Origin of the sequence: Gemmata palustris (assembly GCF_017939745.1) — a bacterium.
Classification (GTDB): domain Bacteria; phylum Planctomycetota; class Planctomycetia; order Gemmatales; family Gemmataceae; genus Gemmata; species Gemmata palustris.
On sequence record NZ_JAGKQQ010000001.1, the window covers coordinates 2,495,597 to 2,514,505 of the forward strand.

Annotated in this window: 24 protein-coding genes; 15 read left to right on the forward strand and 9 right to left on the reverse strand. The window is 63.5% G+C overall.

Going from position 1 to position 18,909, the window contains the following annotated elements; genetic code table 11:
- Positions 1 to 166: 166 nt before the first annotated feature.
- Complete coding sequence (locus J8F10_RS10125; RefSeq protein WP_210653708.1) at positions 167 to 625, reverse strand: PRC-barrel domain-containing protein; 459 nt, start codon at positions 623 to 625, stop codon at positions 167 to 169.
- 428 nt (positions 626 to 1,053) lie between these two features.
- Here J8F10_RS10125 and J8F10_RS10130 point away from each other — a divergent pair, with 428 nt between their 5' ends.
- On the forward strand, positions 1,054 to 1,569 hold the full coding sequence (locus J8F10_RS10130; protein ID WP_210653709.1) for a hypothetical protein: 516 nt from the start codon (positions 1,054 to 1,056) through the stop codon (positions 1,567 to 1,569).
- 60 nt (positions 1,570 to 1,629) lie between these two features.
- Here J8F10_RS10130 and J8F10_RS10135 read toward each other — a convergent pair whose 3' ends face one another.
- Entirely contained in the window at positions 1,630 to 2,169 is a 540-nt protein-coding gene (locus tag J8F10_RS10135) for a DUF1003 domain-containing protein (RefSeq protein ID WP_210653710.1), read from the reverse strand.
- A gap of 166 nt (positions 2,170 to 2,335) precedes the next feature.
- Here J8F10_RS10135 and J8F10_RS39795 point away from each other — a divergent pair, with 166 nt between their 5' ends.
- Together J8F10_RS39795 and J8F10_RS39800 are read left to right on the forward strand one after the other, a co-directional pair.
- On the forward strand, positions 2,336 to 3,247 hold the full coding sequence (locus J8F10_RS39795; protein WP_210653711.1) for an AI-2E family transporter: 912 nt from the start codon (positions 2,336 to 2,338) through the stop codon (positions 3,245 to 3,247).
- A 2-nt stretch (positions 3,248 to 3,249) separates the two neighbouring features.
- Positions 3,250 to 4,149, forward strand: a complete 900-nt coding sequence (locus tag J8F10_RS39800; protein ID WP_210653712.1) for an AI-2E family transporter — start codon at positions 3,250 to 3,252, stop codon at positions 4,147 to 4,149.
- 52 nt (positions 4,150 to 4,201) lie between these two features.
- Here J8F10_RS39800 and J8F10_RS10150 read toward each other — a convergent pair whose 3' ends face one another.
- Both J8F10_RS10150 and J8F10_RS10155 read right to left on the reverse strand, forming a co-directional pair.
- Positions 4,202 to 4,486 (reverse strand): hypothetical protein, encoded by a 285-nt coding sequence (locus tag J8F10_RS10150; RefSeq protein WP_210653713.1) that lies wholly within the window; start codon positions 4,484 to 4,486, stop codon positions 4,202 to 4,204.
- Between the two features lie 10 nt (positions 4,487 to 4,496).
- A complete protein-coding gene (locus tag J8F10_RS10155) occupies positions 4,497 to 4,709 on the reverse strand; it encodes a hypothetical protein (protein ID WP_246523152.1) in 213 nt (70 codons plus the stop codon).
- A 55-nt stretch (positions 4,710 to 4,764) separates the two neighbouring features.
- Between J8F10_RS10155 and J8F10_RS10160 the strand changes: the two genes are divergently transcribed.
- Positions 4,765 to 5,145, forward strand: coding sequence for a hypothetical protein (locus J8F10_RS10160; RefSeq protein WP_210662339.1), 381 nt, complete (start codon positions 4,765 to 4,767; stop codon positions 5,143 to 5,145).
- 57 nt (positions 5,146 to 5,202) lie between these two features.
- Here the strand turns inward: J8F10_RS10160 and J8F10_RS10165 are convergent, their stop codons facing one another.
- The gene (locus J8F10_RS10165; protein ID WP_210653714.1) at positions 5,203 to 5,739 is read right to left on the reverse strand and encodes a pyridoxamine 5'-phosphate oxidase family protein; all 537 of its coding nucleotides are present in this window, start codon (positions 5,737 to 5,739) and stop codon (positions 5,203 to 5,205) included.
- A gap of 107 nt (positions 5,740 to 5,846) precedes the next feature.
- On the opposite strand from J8F10_RS10165, the gene J8F10_RS10170 reads away from it, so the two are divergent.
- Both J8F10_RS10170 and J8F10_RS10175 read left to right on the forward strand, forming a co-directional pair.
- Positions 5,847 to 6,719 (forward strand): SDR family oxidoreductase, encoded by an 873-nt coding sequence (locus tag J8F10_RS10170; RefSeq protein WP_210653715.1) that lies wholly within the window; start codon positions 5,847 to 5,849, stop codon positions 6,717 to 6,719.
- A gap of 11 nt (positions 6,720 to 6,730) precedes the next feature.
- On the forward strand, positions 6,731 to 7,177 hold the full coding sequence (locus J8F10_RS10175; protein ID WP_210653716.1) for a hypothetical protein: 447 nt from the start codon (positions 6,731 to 6,733) through the stop codon (positions 7,175 to 7,177).
- Between the two features lie 62 nt (positions 7,178 to 7,239).
- On the opposite strand, the gene J8F10_RS10180 is transcribed toward J8F10_RS10175, so the two are convergent.
- The 4 genes from J8F10_RS10180 to J8F10_RS10195 all read right to left on the reverse strand — a co-directional run bounded on the left by J8F10_RS10180 (position 7,240) and on the right by J8F10_RS10195 (position 11,973).
- Positions 7,240 to 7,845, reverse strand: a complete 606-nt coding sequence (locus J8F10_RS10180; protein WP_210653717.1) for a YciE/YciF ferroxidase family protein — start codon at positions 7,843 to 7,845, stop codon at positions 7,240 to 7,242.
- A 152-nt stretch (positions 7,846 to 7,997) separates the two neighbouring features.
- Positions 7,998 to 8,525, reverse strand: a complete 528-nt coding sequence (locus tag J8F10_RS10185; RefSeq protein ID WP_210653718.1) for a hypothetical protein — start codon at positions 8,523 to 8,525, stop codon at positions 7,998 to 8,000.
- 176 nt (positions 8,526 to 8,701) lie between these two features.
- Positions 8,702 to 9,697: an aldo/keto reductase gene (locus J8F10_RS10190; protein ID WP_390891134.1), complete on the reverse strand. Its 996-nt coding sequence runs from the start codon at positions 9,695 to 9,697 to the stop codon at positions 8,702 to 8,704.
- A 485-nt stretch (positions 9,698 to 10,182) separates the two neighbouring features.
- The gene (locus J8F10_RS10195) at positions 10,183 to 11,973 is read right to left on the reverse strand and encodes a serine/threonine-protein kinase (RefSeq protein WP_210653719.1); all 1,791 of its coding nucleotides are present in this window, start codon (positions 11,971 to 11,973) and stop codon (positions 10,183 to 10,185) included.
- A 282-nt stretch (positions 11,974 to 12,255) separates the two neighbouring features.
- On the opposite strand from J8F10_RS10195, the gene J8F10_RS10200 reads away from it, so the two are divergent.
- The 9 genes from J8F10_RS10200 (at position 12,256) to J8F10_RS10240 (ending at position 18,898) form a co-directional block, all read left to right on the forward strand.
- Positions 12,256 to 12,525, forward strand: coding sequence for an IS1 family transposase (locus J8F10_RS10200; RefSeq protein WP_210652490.1), 270 nt, complete (start codon positions 12,256 to 12,258; stop codon positions 12,523 to 12,525).
- Positions 12,522 to 12,929 carry an IS1 family transposase gene (locus J8F10_RS10205; protein WP_210652489.1) on the forward strand — a complete coding sequence of 136 codons (408 nt, stop codon included), beginning with the start codon at positions 12,522 to 12,524 and terminating at the stop codon, positions 12,927 to 12,929. The genes J8F10_RS10200 and J8F10_RS10205 overlap by 4 nt, the downstream gene beginning before the upstream one ends.
- A 425-nt stretch (positions 12,930 to 13,354) precedes the next feature.
- Positions 13,355 to 13,579 (forward strand): hypothetical protein, encoded by a 225-nt coding sequence (locus J8F10_RS10210; protein ID WP_210653720.1) that lies wholly within the window; start codon positions 13,355 to 13,357, stop codon positions 13,577 to 13,579.
- Positions 13,580 to 13,907: 328 nt separating this feature from the next.
- Complete coding sequence (locus J8F10_RS10215; protein ID WP_210653721.1) at positions 13,908 to 14,114, forward strand: hypothetical protein; 207 nt, start codon at positions 13,908 to 13,910, stop codon at positions 14,112 to 14,114.
- Between the two features lie 884 nt (positions 14,115 to 14,998).
- Complete coding sequence (locus tag J8F10_RS10220; RefSeq protein ID WP_210653722.1) at positions 14,999 to 15,205, forward strand: hypothetical protein; 207 nt, start codon at positions 14,999 to 15,001, stop codon at positions 15,203 to 15,205.
- 173 nt (positions 15,206 to 15,378) lie between these two features.
- A complete protein-coding gene (locus J8F10_RS10225) occupies positions 15,379 to 15,780 on the forward strand; it encodes a hypothetical protein (RefSeq protein ID WP_210653723.1) in 402 nt (133 codons plus the stop codon).
- A 128-nt stretch (positions 15,781 to 15,908) separates the two neighbouring features.
- Positions 15,909 to 16,256 carry a hypothetical protein gene (locus J8F10_RS10230; protein ID WP_210653724.1) on the forward strand — a complete coding sequence of 116 codons (348 nt, stop codon included), beginning with the start codon at positions 15,909 to 15,911 and terminating at the stop codon, positions 16,254 to 16,256.
- Positions 16,257 to 17,763: 1,507 nt separating this feature from the next.
- Positions 17,764 to 18,078, forward strand: a complete 315-nt coding sequence (locus J8F10_RS40745) for a helix-turn-helix domain-containing protein (RefSeq protein ID WP_210653725.1) — start codon at positions 17,764 to 17,766, stop codon at positions 18,076 to 18,078.
- Entirely contained in the window at positions 18,050 to 18,898 is an 849-nt protein-coding gene (locus J8F10_RS10240; protein WP_210653726.1) for an IS630 family transposase, read from the forward strand. Before J8F10_RS40745 ends, J8F10_RS10240 begins: the two co-directional genes overlap by 29 nt.
- The last annotated feature ends 11 nt before the right edge of the window (positions 18,899 to 18,909 follow it).

Sequence of the window (18,909 nt, forward strand, 5' to 3'; positions counted from 1 at the left end):
GCCCGGCCGCCGACCCGGGTCTGATCATTGAAGGTTCCATCGGTGTGTATTTCCGTGCGCCCGGGCATGCGGCGAGAGTGTCATAGGCGGGGCGCTCGCGCAAGCGGAGACGAAACGAAGGAACCGGCGGCGCGGGCCACCGCTTCCTCTCTGGCGAGCCGTTCGGTTACGGGCGGACGATGACCGGCGGCCCGAGGCGCCGCAGCTCGCGCGGGGTCACGCCGTAATACTTGTACACCTCGGTGCGGTACGTCGGGGTGTAGAAGCTCGGGTACGTGGTGGCCGTGTAGGTCGGGATCACCTTGTACTGGTCGGCGGTCAGTGCCAGCACGGCCATGCGCTTCTCGACGTTGAACTTGGCGGCCTCGAACGGCACGGTGAACAGCTTGCCGCCGTTCTCGACGATCAGGTACTCCAGGTTCCCGGCGTCGTCGAACACGAGGTCATCGACGGTGCCGACAGCGGTATCGCCCGCGATCAAGATCTTGGTGCCCAACACCTGCTTGGCCCGGTAATGGTTGTGGTTGTGGGCCGCCGGCGGTGCGGGCGGCTGCGCGGACGCCACGGACGCACCGAACAGGAGGGCGGTCAACGCGCCGGTGCGCAGGAGGGTGCTCGTCATCATCTCAGACTCCTTCAACATGGACGGAACGGATTCAAACAGGAGCAGCCGCCGACACTTCCATGCCGGCAGCCGCCTCGTCGTCGACAAGAGTGAGCACTTACCGCTCCGTGAGCCGGGCGCGCCCGAAGATAGAGACCTTTCGGGGTGGAAAAGGCTGCGAGGGAAAGAGGAAGCCGGTACCCGAAGGCACCGGCTTTCGTTGATAGGTTGGGGGACGGGTGGTGAGGCATGTGAAACGGGCCGGGGGACCTGGCCCGATTTGCTGTTCGACGATGGAGAGTAAAGCAGACGGCGTGCCAGTGCTCCGCCTGGAGGTGAGGTGTCAATCGGCGCGGGACTTGAATCCTGGCACGATCGATGCAACTGTCCGCGTGCCTCCGCCCGGCTCATTCGCCACGCGGATCACTCTCCACAACGAGATCGCAACAATGGCAACGGCAACAGTGCGTGCAACGACGGTCGGCGTGTTCGCAACCCGTGAGGCCGCGGACCGCGCGGTCGCCGATCTGAAGAAGGCCGGTTACCGGGACGATCAGATCGGTTTGGTCGGTAAGAACGCGGACGGGAAGACGGTGAAGACGGACGGGGCGGGCGAAACGAACGCCGGTGAAGGCGCGGCGATCGGTGTCGCGGCAGGTGCGGGTGTCGCGGGCCTTGTATCGCTGGGCGTGTCGTTCGGGGTGATCCCGGTGATCGGCCCGATCCTCGCGATGGGGCCGCTTGCGGCGGCCCTCGTGAGCGCGGCGGGCGGGGCGGCCGTGGCGGGCCTCGCCGGGGCACTCATCGGCTGGGGCATCCCGGAAGCGGACGCCAAGTATTACGAGGGCGAGGTCAACGCCGGGCGGTTCCTGGTGACGGTGGACCGGGGTGACCGGGCCGACGACACCCGTGGGGTGTTCACCAAGCACGGCGGGTACGACCGGGCGACCGCTCCGACCATGTAACCCGCTTGCGGGTCGACGAACGGCGAGCCGGGATCTCCCGGCTCGTTTTCGTTGGTACGGTCAGGCCGGGCCGGGTTCGCTCGACGGTTCTTCTTCCGTCCGGGACCGCTTCAATTCGTCGGCGATCAACTCGACCTGAGTAGTTTGGATCATTTCTCGAAGTTCCGGGTCCTTGGCCGCCGCGCCGAGACCGAGCTTCGTGTGAATCTCCCGGAGCATCTCCAGCATCTTGGTCGTCTCCTGCTCGGCGAGGAGCCCGATCTGCAGGTGCAGCTCCGCCTGCTCGGCCGACTCCCGCCCCTGCCGGTTCTGGGCCATGAGCACCACGGTGGACAGGACGATGGCCTCGACCGCGAGGACGAAGTTCAGGAACTCGAACGGGAACGGGTCGATGTGGCCGATCCCGGGCACCGCGTTGATGCCCACCCACACACCAACAACCACGACTTGCGCCACCAGGAAGCGGTGGCTCCCGACGAACCCGCTGATCGCGTCGGTGATCCGATCGATGCGGCTGCGCCCACTGCGCACCTGGGCCGCGAGGTCGCGGACGGCGGCGATGTTGCGGCTCACAGCGCCGGAGAGCAGATGTTCGGACATTCGAGTTCCTCACTTCGGGAGCGCGGGCCGTTCACACGCGGGGTTTGCCGGTCATGCATCTTAGGCTCCCCGACACGACGGTTCGCGCGCCGTACCGGGACCGCCGTTCGACAGCGGCACGGCCCTTGCTCCGCGCACCCGGTGCGACCTCCTCGGAGAACTACATATGAGCCGCCCCAAACCCGTCTCCGTCCGCCCCTTACCCGTTGCGGGGGAGAAGGCCTTCTACCGTCTCGGTGTCATCCTGATGACCGTCGGGATTCTGTACTGGGCGCAGACGGTCCTGCTCCCACTGGCACTGGCGATCCTGTTCGCGTTCGCCCTCACCCCGGTTGCGGGGTGGTTGGAGCGCCGCCGCCTCGGCCGGGTTCCGGCGGCGCTGCTCTCGACCGGTGGGGCGATCGCTTTGCTCGCCGGAGTGCTTACGGTTGCCGAGCGGCAGACCGAGCGCCTGATCACCGACCTGCGGGGGGACGCGTACCAGAAGAACATCGCCCATAAGCTCGACCCGCTCCTCGACCTGGTCCACCGGCTCGACCGGCTGGAGGACGCGGTCACCCCCGAGTCACCCCCGAAGCCGCCGGACGAAGGGCCGAAGCCGACCGACCCGCCGACCCCGGTGCTCGTCAAGCAGTCGGGCAACGGGGTGCTCGCGTGGCTCCCGTCGCTCGCCCGCCCCGCGGCCGAGGTGGCGGCCACGCTCCTGCTCGTCGCCGTGCTCACCACGTTCATGCTGGTGCAGCGGGCGGGGACCCGCGACCGGCTGCTCGGTCTGGCCCGCCGGCGCCAGTTGACCACCACCACGCGGGCGCTGGACGACGCGGCGGAGCGGGTCGGCCGGTTCCTGCTGTTGCAGGCCGCCACGAACGCCACAATGGGCCTCATCATGGGGGTCGGGTTGGCGCTGATCGGGGTTCCTTACGCGCCGCTGTGGGGGATGCTCACGGCCGGGCTCCGGTTCTTGCCGTATGTGGGCATCTGGCTGTCGGCACTGTTCCCATTCGTACTGGCGCTGGCCGTGTTCCCGGGGTGGGGACCGGCGCTCCTCGTCGTGCACTGTACGGCGGGTTCGATCTAGTGATGAGCAACGTGGTAGAGCCGCTGCTGTTCGGACACGGGACCGGGGTGTCGTCGCTGGCGCTGCTCATGGCAACGGTGTTCTGGGCGTTCCTGTGGGGGCCGGTCGGACTACTGCTGGCGGTCCCGCTGACCGTGTGTCTGGTCGTGCTGGGCGAGCACATCCCGTCGCTCGGGTTCCTGCGCACGCTCCTCGGCGACGCCCCGGATGTGGACTCGGGGGCGCTGTTCTTCCACCGGGCGCTGGTCGGGGATTACGACGGCGCGGAGGTGCTCATCGGGGAACTCGCCGACGCGCCGCTCGCCGACGTGTACGGCAAGGTGCTGATGCCGGCGCTCGCCCAGGCGAAGGCCGAGCGCGAGCGCGGGGACCTGGAGCGGGAAGAAGAGGGGCGCGTGTACCGGGGTGTGCGTGCGGTGCTCAAGGGAGCTCTGGCCTCGCGCCGACCGGCCGTGTCCGCTGGGAACGGGCCGATTGTGATCGGGTGCGCGGCGCAAGGGATCGGGGACCGGATCGCACTTGGGATGCTCGGGGACCTGGTGGCCGAGGCGGGCGGGGAGTTGGTTGTGGTGCCGGCCGCGAAATTGGTGGAAGAAGTCCGAGTGCGGACCGGGAAGAAGGGGAACATAACGGTGTGCCTGGTGGCACTCGCACCGGGCGGATTGAGCCGGGCGGCACGGCTGAGCGAACAAGTTCGGTCGGCGAAGGCGACAATCGTGGTCGGCCGATGGGGGAAAGAAGCGGACACAGTATCGGCCGAGAAACTCCTGAAGTCGGCCGGCGCGACACAGATCACGTGGACGTTGGCGGAGACGCTCAGCGCGCTGTTACCGGCAAAACCCGAGGTCCGTAAGCCGGAGCCGAATGCGCCGAAAAAGCCCGTTCCGGTCGGGGCGAAATAGGGAGCCAAGAAAGCATACAGAGCAGACAGGAAGAGGGGACGACGAGGGCTCCTCATTCCCGCACCGCACACTTCCTCCGCGCGGCCAGCATCTGCCACAACTCCGCGCGGAGCGCCTCGGCCTGCTTCACCCACTCCGCTGAACACGGATTGTCGGCGTCGTAGAACGCCACCACGCCACGACACCGCGCCTCGACATCCTCGACGGTCACGAGCGACACGAGGTCGGGCTTCTTGTGGAGCGAGCAGAGTTGGTGGCGGAACTGTCGAACGAGATCGACCGCTTGCTTGCCCGTGAGCGAGGAATTGCCAAGAGAGACGCGGAACGTGCGGGTCACGACGACGCGCTTACTCGTCGTATTTCAGAAGGAACTTCGGGTTGATCGCCTTGAAGCTCGGGCGGCCCCCGATGTCCTCGTCGTATTCCTCGACCAGCGGGCGCAAGACGACCCCCTCGCGCTGGACCTGCGGGTTGAGCACACTCGTCCCCTCCGAAAACGTGACCAGCTCGTCTACAGTATGGTTCAGTATGAGCGTTCCGAGCTGCGGAACGGGTTCCAAACCCATCTCGGCCAAGCCCGTCTGCCACAGGCCGCCAGAAGTTGCGGACGATGCCGTGCGGAACGTGGTTGTCTTCCTCGGCACCGTCGAGACCAAACTGATCCAGAACCCACTTTGCTTCGTTGGAATCGCACCGTCCAGACAATCCAGCAGGGAACTGCTTGCTGATGCTGACGTGGTACTCGAAGCCCTTGTTCATTCCCGGTTCGGAAGCGACTTCTACGGCGCTGATAACGGCGAGGTTGACCGCGTCAGCATCGCCCACATGCAAACTTCGGCAGCGGAGGATGTGTCGGGTGAGCTGGTGTTTCAGATTCGTGGACTGCGCAAACTGGAACTGCCGCTGGCGGTCTCGGTGTGTGAACAGGAAACCGCTGAAGGGAAGGCCAAGGGCATTAACTGTGTGAACTGCACTCTCTGTTGGCGTCCGCTGTAAAACCTTACGCCCCAGTTCCCGAGAGGGAGCCGGGGCGTCTTTTCTCCGCCATCGGTTTCACACCCTCAGCTTGCCCTCGATCGAATCGTCCAGCGTCTTCCCGACGGCGGCCCCGATGAGCATCTTCACGTAAGCCACCGCGCTCCCGTGCTTCGTGTCCCAGTAGTACCCGTCGGTCGGCGTGACCCTGATGACGGTGATTCGCGGATCGTCCTTCCCGCCGGTGAACCAGGTCTTGAGGATCGGCTCCCACAATTCCTCGATCTTCGCCCGGTCGGTGGTGACAGTGGCCCGCCCGGTCAGGCTCAGGAAGTCGGAGTTCGGCGCCCCCTGGAACAAGAGCTTTACAGACGGGTCGTGCGCCAGCTCCTGGTTCTGGTGACTGTCGCTCGCGCTCAGGAACCACAGGTTCCCGTCGTCGTCCACCTTGCGGACGTTCATCGGGCGGGTGCCGCCGGTCTCGCCGTTGGGAACCGTGGTGCAGAAGAAGCAGTTCTTCGCGTACCCGACGAGCTCCCGGATCTTCGCGACCGCGGCCTTGCCCTGCAGGTCGTCTTTGTTCTGTTCCGGCTGGTTCTCGTTGATCGAATTCATTGTGAAGCTCCGTTGTGGAAAGGCTTTGCCGGGCGTTCCTCCGCAAACCACGCGCCGGTATGCCTTGTGCAGTCGTGATGGCGTCTGCACCACACCTGGAGTTGCCAATGAGCCAGCAGAAGGAACCGAAAGGCCCGATGAAGCCGCAGTCCCAGCCGAAGCCCGGCCTGGACTCGGCAATGGACCCGCCGCCGAAGTACAAAGCCCCGCTCTATAAGGGCGCCGACAAGCTCAAGGGTAAGGCCGCGCTCATCACCGGGGGCGACTCCGGGATCGGGCGATCGGTCGCGGTCCTGTACGCGCGCGAGGGGGCGGACGTGGCGATCGTGTATCTGGCTGCTGAGCAGTCCGATGCCGAGGAAACCAAGAAAGCGGTGCAGGAAGAAGGGCGCAAGTGCCTGCTCCTCCCCGGTGACGTGAAGGACCCGAAGTTCTGCCGGGACGCGGTCGAGGAGACCGTTGCCGAGTACGGGCGGCTCGACGTGCTGGTGAACAATGCGGCGTACCAGGAGACGCAGCAGAAGCTCGAGGACATCAGCGACGAGCAGTTCGACACGACGTTCCGGACGAACATCTACGGGTACTTCTACATGGCCAAGGCGGCGGTCGCGTACCTGCCGAAGGGCGGGGCGATCGTGAACTGCGGGTCGATCACCGGGCTCGAAGGGAACAAGACGCTGATCGACTACGCCAGCACCAAGGGCGCGATCCACGCCTTCACCAAGAGTCTGGCGCAGAACCTGATCGACCGGGGCATTCGGGTGAACTGCGTGTCGCCGGGGCCGATCTGGACGCCCCTGCAACCGGTGTCGAAGCCGCCGGACAAAGTGGCCGAACACGGCGCCGGCACTCCGCTGAAGCGCCCCGGCCAGCCCGAGGAGGTGGCCCCGGCGTTCGTGTTCTTCGCGTCGGAGGCGGATTCGAGTTACATCAACGGCGAGATCCTGACCCTGCTCGGCGGCGAGACGCGGGCGAGCTGAAAGGCGATCATATGGCGACCGATGACGAGAACGCAAAGGCCCTGCCGGAGGGGTACACATACCTGCGGCAGGAGTTGCGGTTCGAGCACACGCTGCTCGGATCGCGGATGACGTATTACATGACCAGCCAGTCGTTCCTGTTCACGACCGCGGCCATCGCTCGGGCGGTGCAGTGGCACGGGGTCTACTGGTTCTCGGGTGTCATGGTTCCGATCGTCGGGATCGCCGCCTCGGCCGTCTTGCTGTTCTCGATCCACGCGGCCTACGGGCGCATGGACCAGTGGCGGGCGAAGGAGAAGCTGTTCGAGGGCAAGCACCCGTTGATCGTGCTGTACCCCGAAGAGAAGCACCGCAAGAGCCTGCTGTTCACGACCCTGATGCCGTGGCTGCTCATTTCCGTCTGGATCGTCTTTGCCGTTCTCATCCACATCTTCAAGCCACAAGGCGGGGGAATGTGAAATCCGCCGGGTGTCAAAACGAAAAAAGCCCCTTAAACCGGGGGCTCGTTCCGTTTCCGCGGCTACTTCTTGCTACCCGCTTTGGGCGCGGACTTCCCGCCCTTCGGGGCGGGCTTGGGGTCTTCGGGCTCCTCTTCGCCCTCTTCTGTGTCGTCCTCACCCTCTTCGTCGTCTTCAGCCCCTTGGGCCTCGACGTTGATGACGGTCTCGGCCAACTCGTTCAGCTTTTCGTCGGCCTCCTTTTCCTCGTCCAGCGTCTCCTGGAGCAGCACCTCGGCCTCGGAGTACCCGAGTAGGCCCGCGAAGGTCCGCACGCACCCGTACCCGGCCATCTCGTAGTGCTCGACCCGCTGGGCGCACGCGATCAGTGCGGCGTCGATCACGGACGGGTTGCCGTCTTCTTCGAGCACCTCTTTGCCTTCTTCGATCAGCCCCTCCATGGCTTTGCACTTCTTTCCCTTCGGGCTCACTTCGAGGGCGGTGAAGATCTGCTCCAAGCGCCCGATCTGGGTGCGGGTGACCTCCAGGTGCTCGGTGAACGCGGCCTTCAGTTCCGGAGCGGTCGCCTTCTTGGCCATCTTCGGCAGCGCCTTGAGGAGCTGATTTTCCGCGTTGTACAGGTCCTTCAACTCGTCCACGTACAAATCGTGCAGGGAATCCAGGGACATATCGTGCTCCGGGAGCGAATTAGTGCGGGGACGGAAACAATCGGCAGGAACTGTTCAGCAATTCACGAGCCGCTCGGCACGCTTCTTCGCGTGCAAGTTCCGTGAAGCCGATCCCGCGTCCGGTGGAATTGCGGCACTTGTCACGCGCCGATTCAGGTGCATTCGTAAGCCACCTTGACCTTCCCGAATTCCAGTTCTTCGACGCTACTCTTCGGCACGTAGAAGTTGATCCGGTCCGCCATCGATCCGAAGCTGGCGAGCAACAGGTGTCCCCTCGGGACGGGATACTTGGCCTCGTAGGACGGCAAGCCGAACAGGCGGTGAGTAGCCGGGGAGAAGCGGTTGTGGAACATCTCGTGGAAGTAACCGAACTCGTCCCGCTCTCCACCGATCACCGTGGCGCCGCGGGCGTCCTTGCGGTCTTTCCACACATCGCGTTCCCGGCGCGTCAGCCCGTACCGCTGGATGCGGTCCGGCACGCGGTACCCTTGGGAGAGCGTCAGGAGCCGCGGGTACAGGTGTCGGTCGTGGAAGTCCACACCGTACCGCGGGTCGACGACCACATGGGCCCGGTGCAGGCGCTTGGGTGGAAAGAAGAACACGCGCGATCCCTTGCCCAGCGGGCCGCGGTCGTCGTGGTAAAAGAACGACAGCAGCCCGGCGCGGGGCAGGCGGGCCACTCGAAGTCACTCGGAACGTCCGGTCGGCCGCCGAGCTTGGAATGACCGGCGGGAATGTCCGCGTCGGCGACGTTGCTGGACTCGGCGTTGATGCAGGGCCGCACTTGGTCGAGAACCTTGTCCGCCAATCCCGGCACCCGATCTCGGATGAAGGATTCGACTTCAGCGTCCATACGTTATCCCGGCCCCTTGTCGTGCTCGCCCAGCCAGCTCGGGTTCTTCGCCGTACCGTCGAACGCGTTGGTCGTCTTGAACCGCTCGAACTCGCCCTTCATCGCAGCACTCTTCGTCTTCGCGAGCAGGTCCGCCGTTTCCTTCTCCGTCAGCGGCTTGAACGTCCTCGCCAGGTCCAGGGCCTGCTTGAGGATCGCCATGCTGTCGATCCCGGTGATGACGACCGAGGTCGGCAGGCTCAGTGCGTATTGGAGGCACTCGACCGGGGTCGCGGTCTTACTCTTCAGCACCAGCCCGTCGCCCAGCGCCTTCATGCCGAGCACCCCGACGCCCTCCTTCACAAGCACCGGCACGACCTGCTTCTCGAAGCTGCGGAAGTGCGCGTCGAGGACGTTGAGCGGCATCTGGGCGGTGTCGAACTTGACCCCGTGCTCCTTCGCCACCTCTAGCATCCGCAGGTGGACCGCCGGGTCCTTGTGCCCGGTGAACCCGACGTAGCGGATCTTCCCGGCCCTCTTCGCCGCGTCCACCGCCTCCTGCGCCCCGCCCGCGACGAAGATGCGGTCGGGGTCCTCCATGCGGATGATCTCGTGGTGCTGTACCAGGTCGATCACGTCCGCCTGGAGCCGCTTCAGGCACTCGTCGATCTGTTCGGCGGCGGCCTTCTTCGTGCGGCCGTCGATCTTGGTCATCAGGAACACCTTCTTGCGGTACCCGTCCTTCAGGGCCTTGCCCATCCGGATCTCGGACCCGCCGTCGTGGTAGTCCCAGCAGTTGTCCATGAACGTGATGCCGGCGTCGATCGCCGAGCGGATGATGGCGATGCTGTCCTTCTCGCCCTTCTGGCGGCCGATGTGGTGCCCGCCCAGGCCGATGGCCGAGACCTCCTCCTTGGTGCTGCCGAGCTGCCGGTACAGCATGTCGCCCTTGCGCGTCTCCTTGGGCCGCGCCGGAGCGGCAATCTTGGGCTCGTCCGCGGTGACGGCGCCTGCCGCCACGGCCGCCGTGATCGTTCCGATGAACTCGCGCCGCTGCGTGGGTGGATCCCTTGTTTGGGTGACGTGTGCGTCGGGTTGCAAAGCCGGTGCCGCTGCCGATCGCACCGGTTTCACTGCTGAGCCGGCGTCATCGCTAGAGGGGATTGATCGAGGTGAGCTGCGAGATCGGCCGGGTCGTCGAAAACCGCGTCCGCCTTGAGGCCCGTCCACCCGCCGCACCGCAGCCCTATGACGCGCACTCCGGCCCGACACCCCCGCTGCAACAGACTCACCGGCCCACGAGCGAAAATCACCGCTCCGGCGCTCTTACGGCGGGATCGACCGCCCCGAGATTTTCGCCGAGAGAACCTTCAAAGGACTGGTCTGCCCACTGGCGCAAGGCACTCAAAATGCTATTTCCTTTCGCGAGCGTATTTCATCATCAATACGTCATTCGGGCTGAGGCTGATTGCTGCATTTAAGGTATTCTGATCGACAATTTTCATTCAAATCAGGGGGCCGTCACGCACGTTGCTCGCGATAACGATGTTGAGTGAAGAAACGGAATACGTGCCCTCGGTTACATGGGGTACATATTCTGTCTTTTTAACATTCGCCAGTTTGCCGTCTTTCATTTCTTGCACGATAGTCGTCCGCTCCTGAATTCTCTCGCAGCGGAGGCCCTCATCCGGCAAGAAGTCCAGCGCACGCGGGAAGTATTTGAAGTCGATATCGTCTACCTTTTTGTCCGCATCTGCTACCCAGCGACTGTTGACCAGAAACACCGGGTCAAGAGTTCCGTTTTCGAGCGCCCACGACGGTCGCTCCATCCGAAGCGCACCTTTCTGTTGCGGTTCGGCACGTTCGGTCGGACCTTTTTGCGGCGCCTCGACGTTGGTCGGCTTCAGCGATGTCATGAACAACGCCCCGAGCAACAGGATGGAACCACCCAGAGCGATTGCAACCGCCACTAAGATCCACCACACGGGCGCCGTCTGCGAACGGTCAGGCGCGCTCTCGATACCGGTTTTCTTCACACGCGGAGGAGCCGGTCGTGACTTCGGTTCGGCCCGAGGAAGTGCCCCGCCCAGTCGTTGGGCCAGTTCGGCCCCGTCGGCTGGGCGGCGCTCGGCACTGTCGTCCCAGCACCGGTTCAGGAGCTCGACGTCGGTTCTCGACACGCCGAGGTCAAGGAGTTCTTCTTTCCATCCGTCACCGCCCGGGCGCTCGAGCGTTAAGTCGCCGCGGAGCAACTGGTACCACAGAACCCCCAACGAATAGACGTCATCCCGCACATCGGCGGGGAGCCCCCGCTTCTGCTGGGGCGAGGCGTACACCGGCGTGTACGCGCGGATCGTGACGAGCGCGGAGCCCGACGGGGTTCGGACGTGCCCCACGGGTTGGACGATCTTGCTGATACCGAAATCAGCGATCACCAGCTTCGGCCCCTCGCCTGTGTTCCGTATCAGCACGTTCGAGGGCTTCAGGTCACGATGGACGACGCCCAATTTATGGAACTGTCCCGCGGTCGCGGCCAGCGCGCGAATGGCTCCCTGAATTCGCTGGATCCGCTTCGCGCCCGGCAGCCCGTTCCACTCTCCGGGCAGGCGGGACAAATCACCCCCGCCGATGTACTCGAACTGCAACCACGGCGGGTCCGCGAGCGGTTCGGCCTGGCGCAGTTTCACCACCCCGTCGTGTGGCGCCTGGCGGTGGATCTCGCGCAACGCGGCCGCTTCGGCCCGCGTGAATCGAGTGCGGGCGTCCGAATCGAGAAAGAACTTGAACGCCGCAACGGGAACTTCGTCATCGGGGTTCTCGGCCTTCCACACCTCGCCGAACCCGCCCCCGCCCAAGGGTTCGGTGAGCTTCCAAGAGGGCAGCCCCGGGACCGAATCGCCGACCGTGAAACGCGGCGGCCGTTGGGGCAGGAACGCGGCCAGTTCGGCTGCGGAATTGATGTTCACGGTGGCGGGCACGGTCGTCGCGGACGGGTCGCCGAGGATACGGGCCGCTTGCTTGGCGGACGCTTGGAACTGTGAGAGGTACGCCTCGACCTGCGCCCGGACCGCCTCGGTCAGTTGCAGCCGGTCGTCGCCCATCGCCTCGGCGAGTTGTTCCCGAAAGTTCTCGAACCGGGCGGCGATCAGGGCGTCGAGCTCTTCCCTCAACTTCGCCTGCTCGCGGCGTTTGGCGTAGGCGTCGAGGAGCTTCTGGGCGACGCCGGAGGGATCGTACTTCGCGCCCAGGTTGGCGACCGCCAGCCCGAGGGTCACCAGCAGATTGCGGAACTTCATCGTGCGGCTCCGGTCCCGGCGCGGGCGGCATATCCGCGCGCGTAAACTCAATCATGTCAAGAATTCGGAAGGATTCGAGCGGCCACGTTCTCGGGCGGCTTACTCGCCTAAAGAGAACCGGGGCACGCCCGTTCGCACCGAGTGGCCAGTAGTCATCCGGCTAATCCCCGTTTACGGGTAGTGGCCCACCGGTTGGGATTGCTCTAAAGTGTTGGGATGCTGGACGCAACACCCCCTCGTCCCCCGATTCCGCCGTGCCCCCGGTGCGGTGCGACCCATGTGGTGCGCAACGGTCTCACCCACTCGGGCACTCCGGGGTTCCGGTGCCGGGGGTGCGACCGGCGGTTCGTTGCGGACCCGAAGACCGGACCGGTCCCGGAGGCCACGAAGGATCTGGTGCGGCGCCTGTTGGCCGAGCGCATGGGAATCCGGGCCATCGCGCGGGCCGTCGGGGTGTCCCGGTCGTGGCTCCAAGGGTTCGTCAACGAGCTGTATCGACAGGAGACCCCACACGAGCCGGGACCGCCCCCAAAAAGTGCGGCCCGGTCGTGATCGAGGCCGACGAATTGTGGAGCTTCGTGGGTTCCAAGGGTGATGTCCATTGGGTCTGGGTAGCCCTGGACTTGGGCACCCGGCGGGTGCTCGCAATGGTTCTCGGGGACCGGTCCGCAGCCACGGCCCAACGGCTCTGGGACGCGCTCCCGCGCGGGTACCGGACCGGGGTCACCGTGTACACCGACTTCCTCGCCTCGTACCGTGGCGTGATCCCACGCGCCCGGCATCGACCCGTGGGCAAGGACACGGGCCTCACCGCCCACATCGAACGGTTCTGGCTTACCCTGAGACAACGATGCGCCCGACTCGTGCGCAAGACTCTCACGTTCTCCAAGTGCCCCAGGAACCACCTCGGCGCCTTGTGGTATTTCATACGCCTGTACAACGAATCCCGACATTAGGGCCACTACCCGTTTACGTGGGGTGACGTCGGCGATCTTGATCTCCGTCGGCACCGTCTCATCGCTGCCACCCATGCCCGGCATGCTTCTCGCAGACTCACGTGAGCACGACCATCAGTTCGTCGTACAGTAATCGTAAATCGCCCAGAACTTCGGTCCGTACCCTTTCACCGTTACCTGATAGTTCTTTGTCCCGGCGAAGGTCAGTGTAAACGATTTGCCGTCGAACGCGCTCGCGACATCCGAAAAGTGATAATTGCTGGGACCAAACCTTGCCCGTTCGCGGTTACCGGCGTTCTCGCTTCGTTCACTTCCGGTGGCGCCGCCGGTGCCCCTCGGGTAAACTGCTTCCGCCCCTCACAGAGACGCTCATGCGATGACTGACGCTGATCGTATTCGCCCTCCCGACGGCCGTAGCTGCCCCGGTGCCGAAGCACCTGATGCCGAAGGACGAGCCGTACTGGCCCACCACCGTTGGCACGAAGTGGGGATACGATCATAAGGAGTTCACGTTCACCGAGCAGATCACCAGGGCCGAGCCGATCAAGGACGGGGTCCGGGTTACAGTTCGGGTGCGCATGAAAGGCGAGTGGGATGACACCTACGACGTGGGGACGGCCGGGGCGACCCAGCGCACGTGCGATAGTTGAACGGTGGACACGAGGGTACTCCGGTTCCCGATCAAGCCCGGAGACGTGTGGCCGCTCGTCATCCCGATCCAGAAGGGGCTCGTGTGCGACGGTGGTACGGTTACCGTCGGCGACAGTGAGGATGTCAAAGTGCCGGCCGGGACGTTCCGAGCGACGAGCGTGGCGATTCTGGTCACAGAAGTGGACGGGCAGCCACTCGCGAAACCGACCACTCACATCGACTGGTACGCCAAGGGGGGGGGCTCCTCCGACGGGAGTGGAACGGCGGTGAGCGGGTGCTCAAGTCCTTCACCCCCGGCAAGAAGTAGCTATTACGAGAGAGAATACGATGCGCACGTTACTCTATTGCATGCTGCTAGCGGCCTTCTGCGGAACGACTGTGGCGGACGACAAAACGGACGAGAAGATCGACGCCACGAAACTGGTGGGAGTTACAGATTTCTTTATTTTCGAGTTCACGAAAGACGCGCGAGTATTCATGAGCCTCGTCGGGGACCTCGGCAAGGCTATCTACAGCACCGACGGCAACAAGTGAATCATCAAAGTGACGGTAAATGACACGACCGAAGAGATGGCAGTGAAGGTCCTGAAGCTCACAGGTACGGAGCTCGCACTTCAGTTGCCTGGCGGGAAAAAGAACGAGCTCGTCCGATTCCAGGAAAAGTAGCTCTCGAGGACCAGCTTCGTGTTAACCGTTCTAAAACTGGCAGGCAACAGACCGCGGGTGAGCCAAGCCCGCAACCAAACCGGGCGACCGGGCAGCGAGGAAGTAGGCTTCCTAAAGCTGTGAACCCATGATCACATGGTGGCCTTCCGTGAATTGCTTGGGGAGCTACTTCTTTTGAGTTGAGAGCCACTGTGACGCCGCGACCTGCCCGCCGGCGTCGTTGATTTCAGAAGCAAGAACACCCGCCAATTGGCGGGTGTTCTTCTTTGTGACCCGATGTGGGGGTGAGGCGCGGGTCTCTGTAATTAGGCCGCCAAAAGCGCGACTACTACGGAAACGAGTGCGATCAGTAGGGTGGCCGAGTACGCTCCCGGTCCCCAGTCCGAGTCGTCGATTTCGTCCATCGTCGCTCCAAAGGTGTTCGGAATAGATCCCGGCCCGAGCCGGTCAGTAAGCCCGGACGGTTCGCCCAAGTGACCAGGGACCGCGAGAAAAACACCGGCGGCGGAGGGCCCAACTCCGGCGCCATAGCCGCGCCTCCCAAACGGCAACCAACCCTAGCTCAGGATCGTGCCGCCTGAAGGGGTGCGGATGTCAGGGTTAGTCCCACTTCTCGACACCCGCCCTCGAGCGGGTGTCGAGAAGTGGGACCTGCCCAGGATCTTCCGGGAAGAGGTTATTTGGCATTTCGCTTGCACGACTGGGCACTGAAGCGTGCCGTTTGTGCCTGTAGGTGGGTGAGCGGAAAGAACATGAGTGGTGCCGAAGTGCCGAAGTTCCGGACGGGCGATTACGTTATTCGGGCCGGGCGCCCGGCGATCATCGAGCGGGGAATCGTGCGCGACGCGATTCCCATCTCGACCGGACTCGTGAACCATTGGTGGGTGTACTGGGAGGTGACGGAACTGAAGATCGAGCACGAGAGCGATCTGATCCTCGACCCGGACCCCGGCCCGTGATTCGGACCAACCGCGCGCGTGCACCGGACGCGATTCCAAGTGCCCGTTACGACATTCGCTCGCTCTTGCTTTTGTAGCCTCTCATAGCGGATCGAAAAGCATTCGAGTTTCGCGATCGGCGCGGTCGTCGATCGCGTTTAGGATGATGTCGGTTGAATCAGGAGGCCTCTCCCATGAGTTCCGATCCCGCGGCGCGTTACCTCGCCTTCGCCGTCACGGTGAACCCGAATCATCCGGGCGGATCGAATTCTCAGCACCAACTGAAGTACCGACTCGTTTTCACCACCAGCCAGCTTTCAGTCGCCCGGGGCGACTCCTCGGTAACGTGCGTTGACCCGCTGGCCCCGAGGTGGGCCGAAGAGCGGTACCCGCCGCACCGGGTGCCCCTGCTTAACTTGATGGAGCGCGAGCACGTTTTCGCCCCTTATGTCATCGAGAGGATGCTCGGCGACGTTTGGACGGATTGGCTGGCCGGGTTCCTGACCGATGACGAACTCGAGAACCGGGTGGTGCGCATCTTCAACTGGATCGAGTTCGTGACCCAGTCCCGCTCGCGGCTGATCCCCCGGTTCTAAACAGCGGTTACCACTCCGGCACCGGCGTCGCTCCACCTGGAGACTCATCGGCGCTTGCACCAGGTGCCGGATCGGTCATGCTGGGGGCGGTAAACGAATTTCATACACCACGTTAGGTGAGCACTCACATGCTCAGTGCAGCACTCGTTGTTCTAATGAGCGTCACGGGGGACACTTCACAGGTATCACTCCCGACCATCAAGCTCCTCAGCCCGAACCGTATTCAGAGAACCAAATACCTACACTCACTGGAGAAAGCAGCCGCTAAGTACGAGAAGGAAATTGAACGGTTCAGAGCCCTCTCAATGATTCCCATACTACCCCTACCCGCGATGCCAACTCAAGAGCAACAGCAAGAGAACCTCAAGCTCCGATTGGATCAGGCACGCTATCAGCAGCAGTTAGGCGTCACACTTAGGTTGCATGAAAATATCGTCAAAAGGATCGCTGAAGTCCGCGGAGAGCTGAAGCCCTGAACATCCGTTTGTCCGTCATCAGCCGCCGAGGTGCTCGACCACTCCCGCGGTCCGGGGCCGCACGCGCGGGTGCTGGGTTATTGATCTCGTGTTGGGGAAGGTGCTACAGTCGAGCGAGAGTTAGCGGGCTCGCTTAGGATTTTAAGCGGTTGTGGGTCCGGTCGGCTTTACCCCCGGCTCCTGAACGGGTAGGCAGCACTTTCTCCGCCCACAGCATTGCGGCCACGTGGACCGCGTGTAAGTCTTACGCTCTTGGTCCGTGATCCGTGTCTGGTGCCCGCAGCGGGGGCACCACAAGTGATGCTCGGGCGCCGAAGAATCCTGTGCCTTTCGCTTGGCACGCTGTCGGGCCATCTTGCCTTCTACGCAGACGAATCAAAAACAGCGCCGGCGGGGTCCACGCACCGGCGCTGCATCGCACGTCCCCTTCACGGGCGAGAGTTAAAAGTAACAACACCACCCCGGCGCACAATAGCGGTAGGACACGTTCTCGATTGCCGCCCAGTAGTTCCAGCTTCGCGACTCACGCCGCCTACTATTCATTGCCCATAAAGGCCGCCCGGCGACAGGGGGTGAGGGGCTCAACCGTTCATGGCCGGCCACTGTCATGGGGTAAGGCGCGAGTACCCTGCGGCCCCTGCGATTCCGCTATGACCGCCCTAGTCGGGGCGCCCTGGTTCGGACGGCCTCAACCTCGGCCAGACGGACGGGTACAAGGGCCACGCGCCCAGCCGATCTTTTTCGCTCACGTCTCGGGCTCGAGGTTCGCGGATCTCGCTTGAAACCGTTGGCTGCGCCCTGCTCGCGTGGCTCGCGATCGGTGCGGTGCTGGCGCCGCTCGTCGGCAAGACGCTGGCTGCACACCAACAGGAAGACGCGGAGAGCTACAGAGGTGGTGCGCGTTCAGCGCGATCCATCAACCATTCCGTGCCACGCCGGCCCACTCCAAGGGCAGAGCCAATTTCACCCCAGACGGGTGAAGCAACTCGATTCGACCCTTGACCACGGATCGGACGGATCCGATGCCATCGACCCTTCCTCAAACTCAAGCGTCACAATGGTTGTTCCGTCCGCAGAAACGTCGTCATCGTCGTCACACGGCACGAGTTTCCGAGGATTTATTGCGATAGAGGATGACGACGCACGCGCCGTGGGATGGGGCGCGTTGTCACTGTCGTCACCGACCCGGCGGTAATTTCCGGGCGATTCGCTCGCGTGACAACGATGACGACAATGACGACGTTTTCTGGCTCTTTACTGACGGACCCTATGTATACATGATAGGCGCCGGGCCGCCTGCATGTCGAGTAGATCGTGGAACCGCTCATTCGGTTCAGCTCCTACGATTCGGCTCGAGGCTCTGAGCCCGAGGATGTCGCCCCACCTTCGTTGCAATCAGGAAGTGAAGGGCCAGATACTAAGTACAGCTCCCCGTAAGTAGAGGAACAGTTTAAGATTCGCAACGCAGGATGGCGAAGCCCAGGACTTCTTGAGCAAGGTTGCTCCAATGGCAAAGCGTCAACGAATCGTTTCCGTTACCGCGAAGCAGCGGGACGAACTCGACCGCTTGTTGCGACGCCCCAGCGTTGCAGCGGGACTCGCCAAACGCGCACGCGCCATCCTGCTTCTGGCCGGTGGCGTTTCGGTTTCTGCGACGGGCCGGTTGGTCGCGATGCAACGCCGGCATTTGTACAAGTGGATCGAACGCTTTCGCCAACACGGGGTGGCCGGACTCGCCGATGGCAAGCGCACGGGCCGACCGCCGGTCTTTTCCCCCCGAAGTTGCGATCCACTTGGTCAAGATCGCCTGCGAACGGCCTGACGAGGTGGGTCGGTCGTTGTCCCACTGGGATTGTGCGGAGCGGGCCCGGCAACTGATCACCGACGAGGTGGTGGGTTCGGTTTCGCCGCAGACCGTGCAACGTATTTTAGCCAACCACAAACTCAAGCCGTGGCGGAAGCACCTGTGGCTCTCGCCCAAGGCGCCGCGTGACGCCGCGTTTCGCAAGCGGGTGAAGAACATTTGCACGCTCTACACACGAAAACTGGCACCGCATGAAGCGGTGTTGTGCGTGGATGAGAAAACGAGTTTGCAGCCCCGGACGCGCTTGTCGCCGACATTGGCGGCCCAACCTGAACTGCCGGTTCGCGTGGAACATGAGTACCAACGCAAAGGAGCCTTGAATCTGTTCGCCGCCTTCGACACGCGGACGGGCAAGGTCTACGCGCACACAGCGGAACGCAAACGCCAGAAGGAGTTCATCGAATTCTTGGACCAACGGGACCGTGAGATCCCGGCATCGATCACGAAGGTTCACCTGGTGATGGACAACTTGCGGATGCACACGGGCAAGCAAGTGCGAGCCTGGTTGGAGAGGCATCCGCGCTTCAAGTTCCACCATCCGCCGGTGCATTGTTCGTGGATGAATCAAGTGGAGCAGTGGTTCAGCATCTTGCAACGCAAGCGGTTGGCCATCGCCGACTTCGCGGACAAGGCTCACTTGGCCGAACGCCTCCACGCATTTGCGGCGGAGTGGAACGAGCAGGCCCATCCGTTCAACTGGACCCGAAAGTCCGTGACGAAAATCATGGCCAAGTGCGAACTCGCCAAAGGCGAAAACCCAGTGGCGATTGCCGCATAAGATTGTTCCCC

Bases quoted from the DNA above. Each gene is read 5' to 3' on its own strand.
- J8F10_RS10220 (WP_210653722.1), top strand. From the start codon at position 14,999: ATGAGTGGTGCCGAAGTGCCGAAGTTCCGGACGGGCGATTACGTTATT.
- J8F10_RS10180 (WP_210653717.1), bottom strand. From the start codon at position 7,845: ATGTCCCTGGATTCCCTGCACGATTTGTACGTGGACGAGTTGAAGGAC.
- J8F10_RS10135 (WP_210653710.1), bottom strand. From the start codon at position 2,169: ATGTCCGAACATCTGCTCTCCGGCGCTGTGAGCCGCAACATCGCCGCC.
- J8F10_RS39800 (WP_210653712.1), top strand. From the start codon at position 3,250: ATGAGCAACGTGGTAGAGCCGCTGCTGTTCGGACACGGGACCGGGGTG.
- J8F10_RS10215 (WP_210653721.1), top strand. From the start codon at position 13,908: ATGCGCACGTTACTCTATTGCATGCTGCTAGCGGCCTTCTGCGGAACG.
- J8F10_RS10175 (WP_210653716.1), top strand. From the start codon at position 6,731: ATGGCGACCGATGACGAGAACGCAAAGGCCCTGCCGGAGGGGTACACA.
- J8F10_RS10170 (WP_210653715.1), top strand. From the start codon at position 5,847: ATGAGCCAGCAGAAGGAACCGAAAGGCCCGATGAAGCCGCAGTCCCAG.
- J8F10_RS10225 (WP_210653723.1), top strand. From the start codon at position 15,379: ATGAGTTCCGATCCCGCGGCGCGTTACCTCGCCTTCGCCGTCACGGTG.
- J8F10_RS10195 (WP_210653719.1), bottom strand. From the start codon at position 11,973: ATGAAGTTCCGCAATCTGCTGGTGACCCTCGGGCTGGCGGTCGCCAAC.
- J8F10_RS10130 (WP_210653709.1), top strand. From the start codon at position 1,054: ATGGCAACGGCAACAGTGCGTGCAACGACGGTCGGCGTGTTCGCAACC.
- J8F10_RS10165 (WP_210653714.1), bottom strand. From the start codon at position 5,739: ATGAATTCGATCAACGAGAACCAGCCGGAACAGAACAAAGACGACCTG.
- J8F10_RS40745 (WP_210653725.1), top strand. From the start codon at position 17,764: ATGGCAAAGCGTCAACGAATCGTTTCCGTTACCGCGAAGCAGCGGGAC.
- J8F10_RS10230 (WP_210653724.1), top strand. From the start codon at position 15,909: ATGCTCAGTGCAGCACTCGTTGTTCTAATGAGCGTCACGGGGGACACT.
- J8F10_RS10125 (WP_210653708.1), bottom strand. From the start codon at position 625: ATGATGACGAGCACCCTCCTGCGCACCGGCGCGTTGACCGCCCTCCTG.
- J8F10_RS39795 (WP_210653711.1), top strand. From the start codon at position 2,336: ATGAGCCGCCCCAAACCCGTCTCCGTCCGCCCCTTACCCGTTGCGGGG.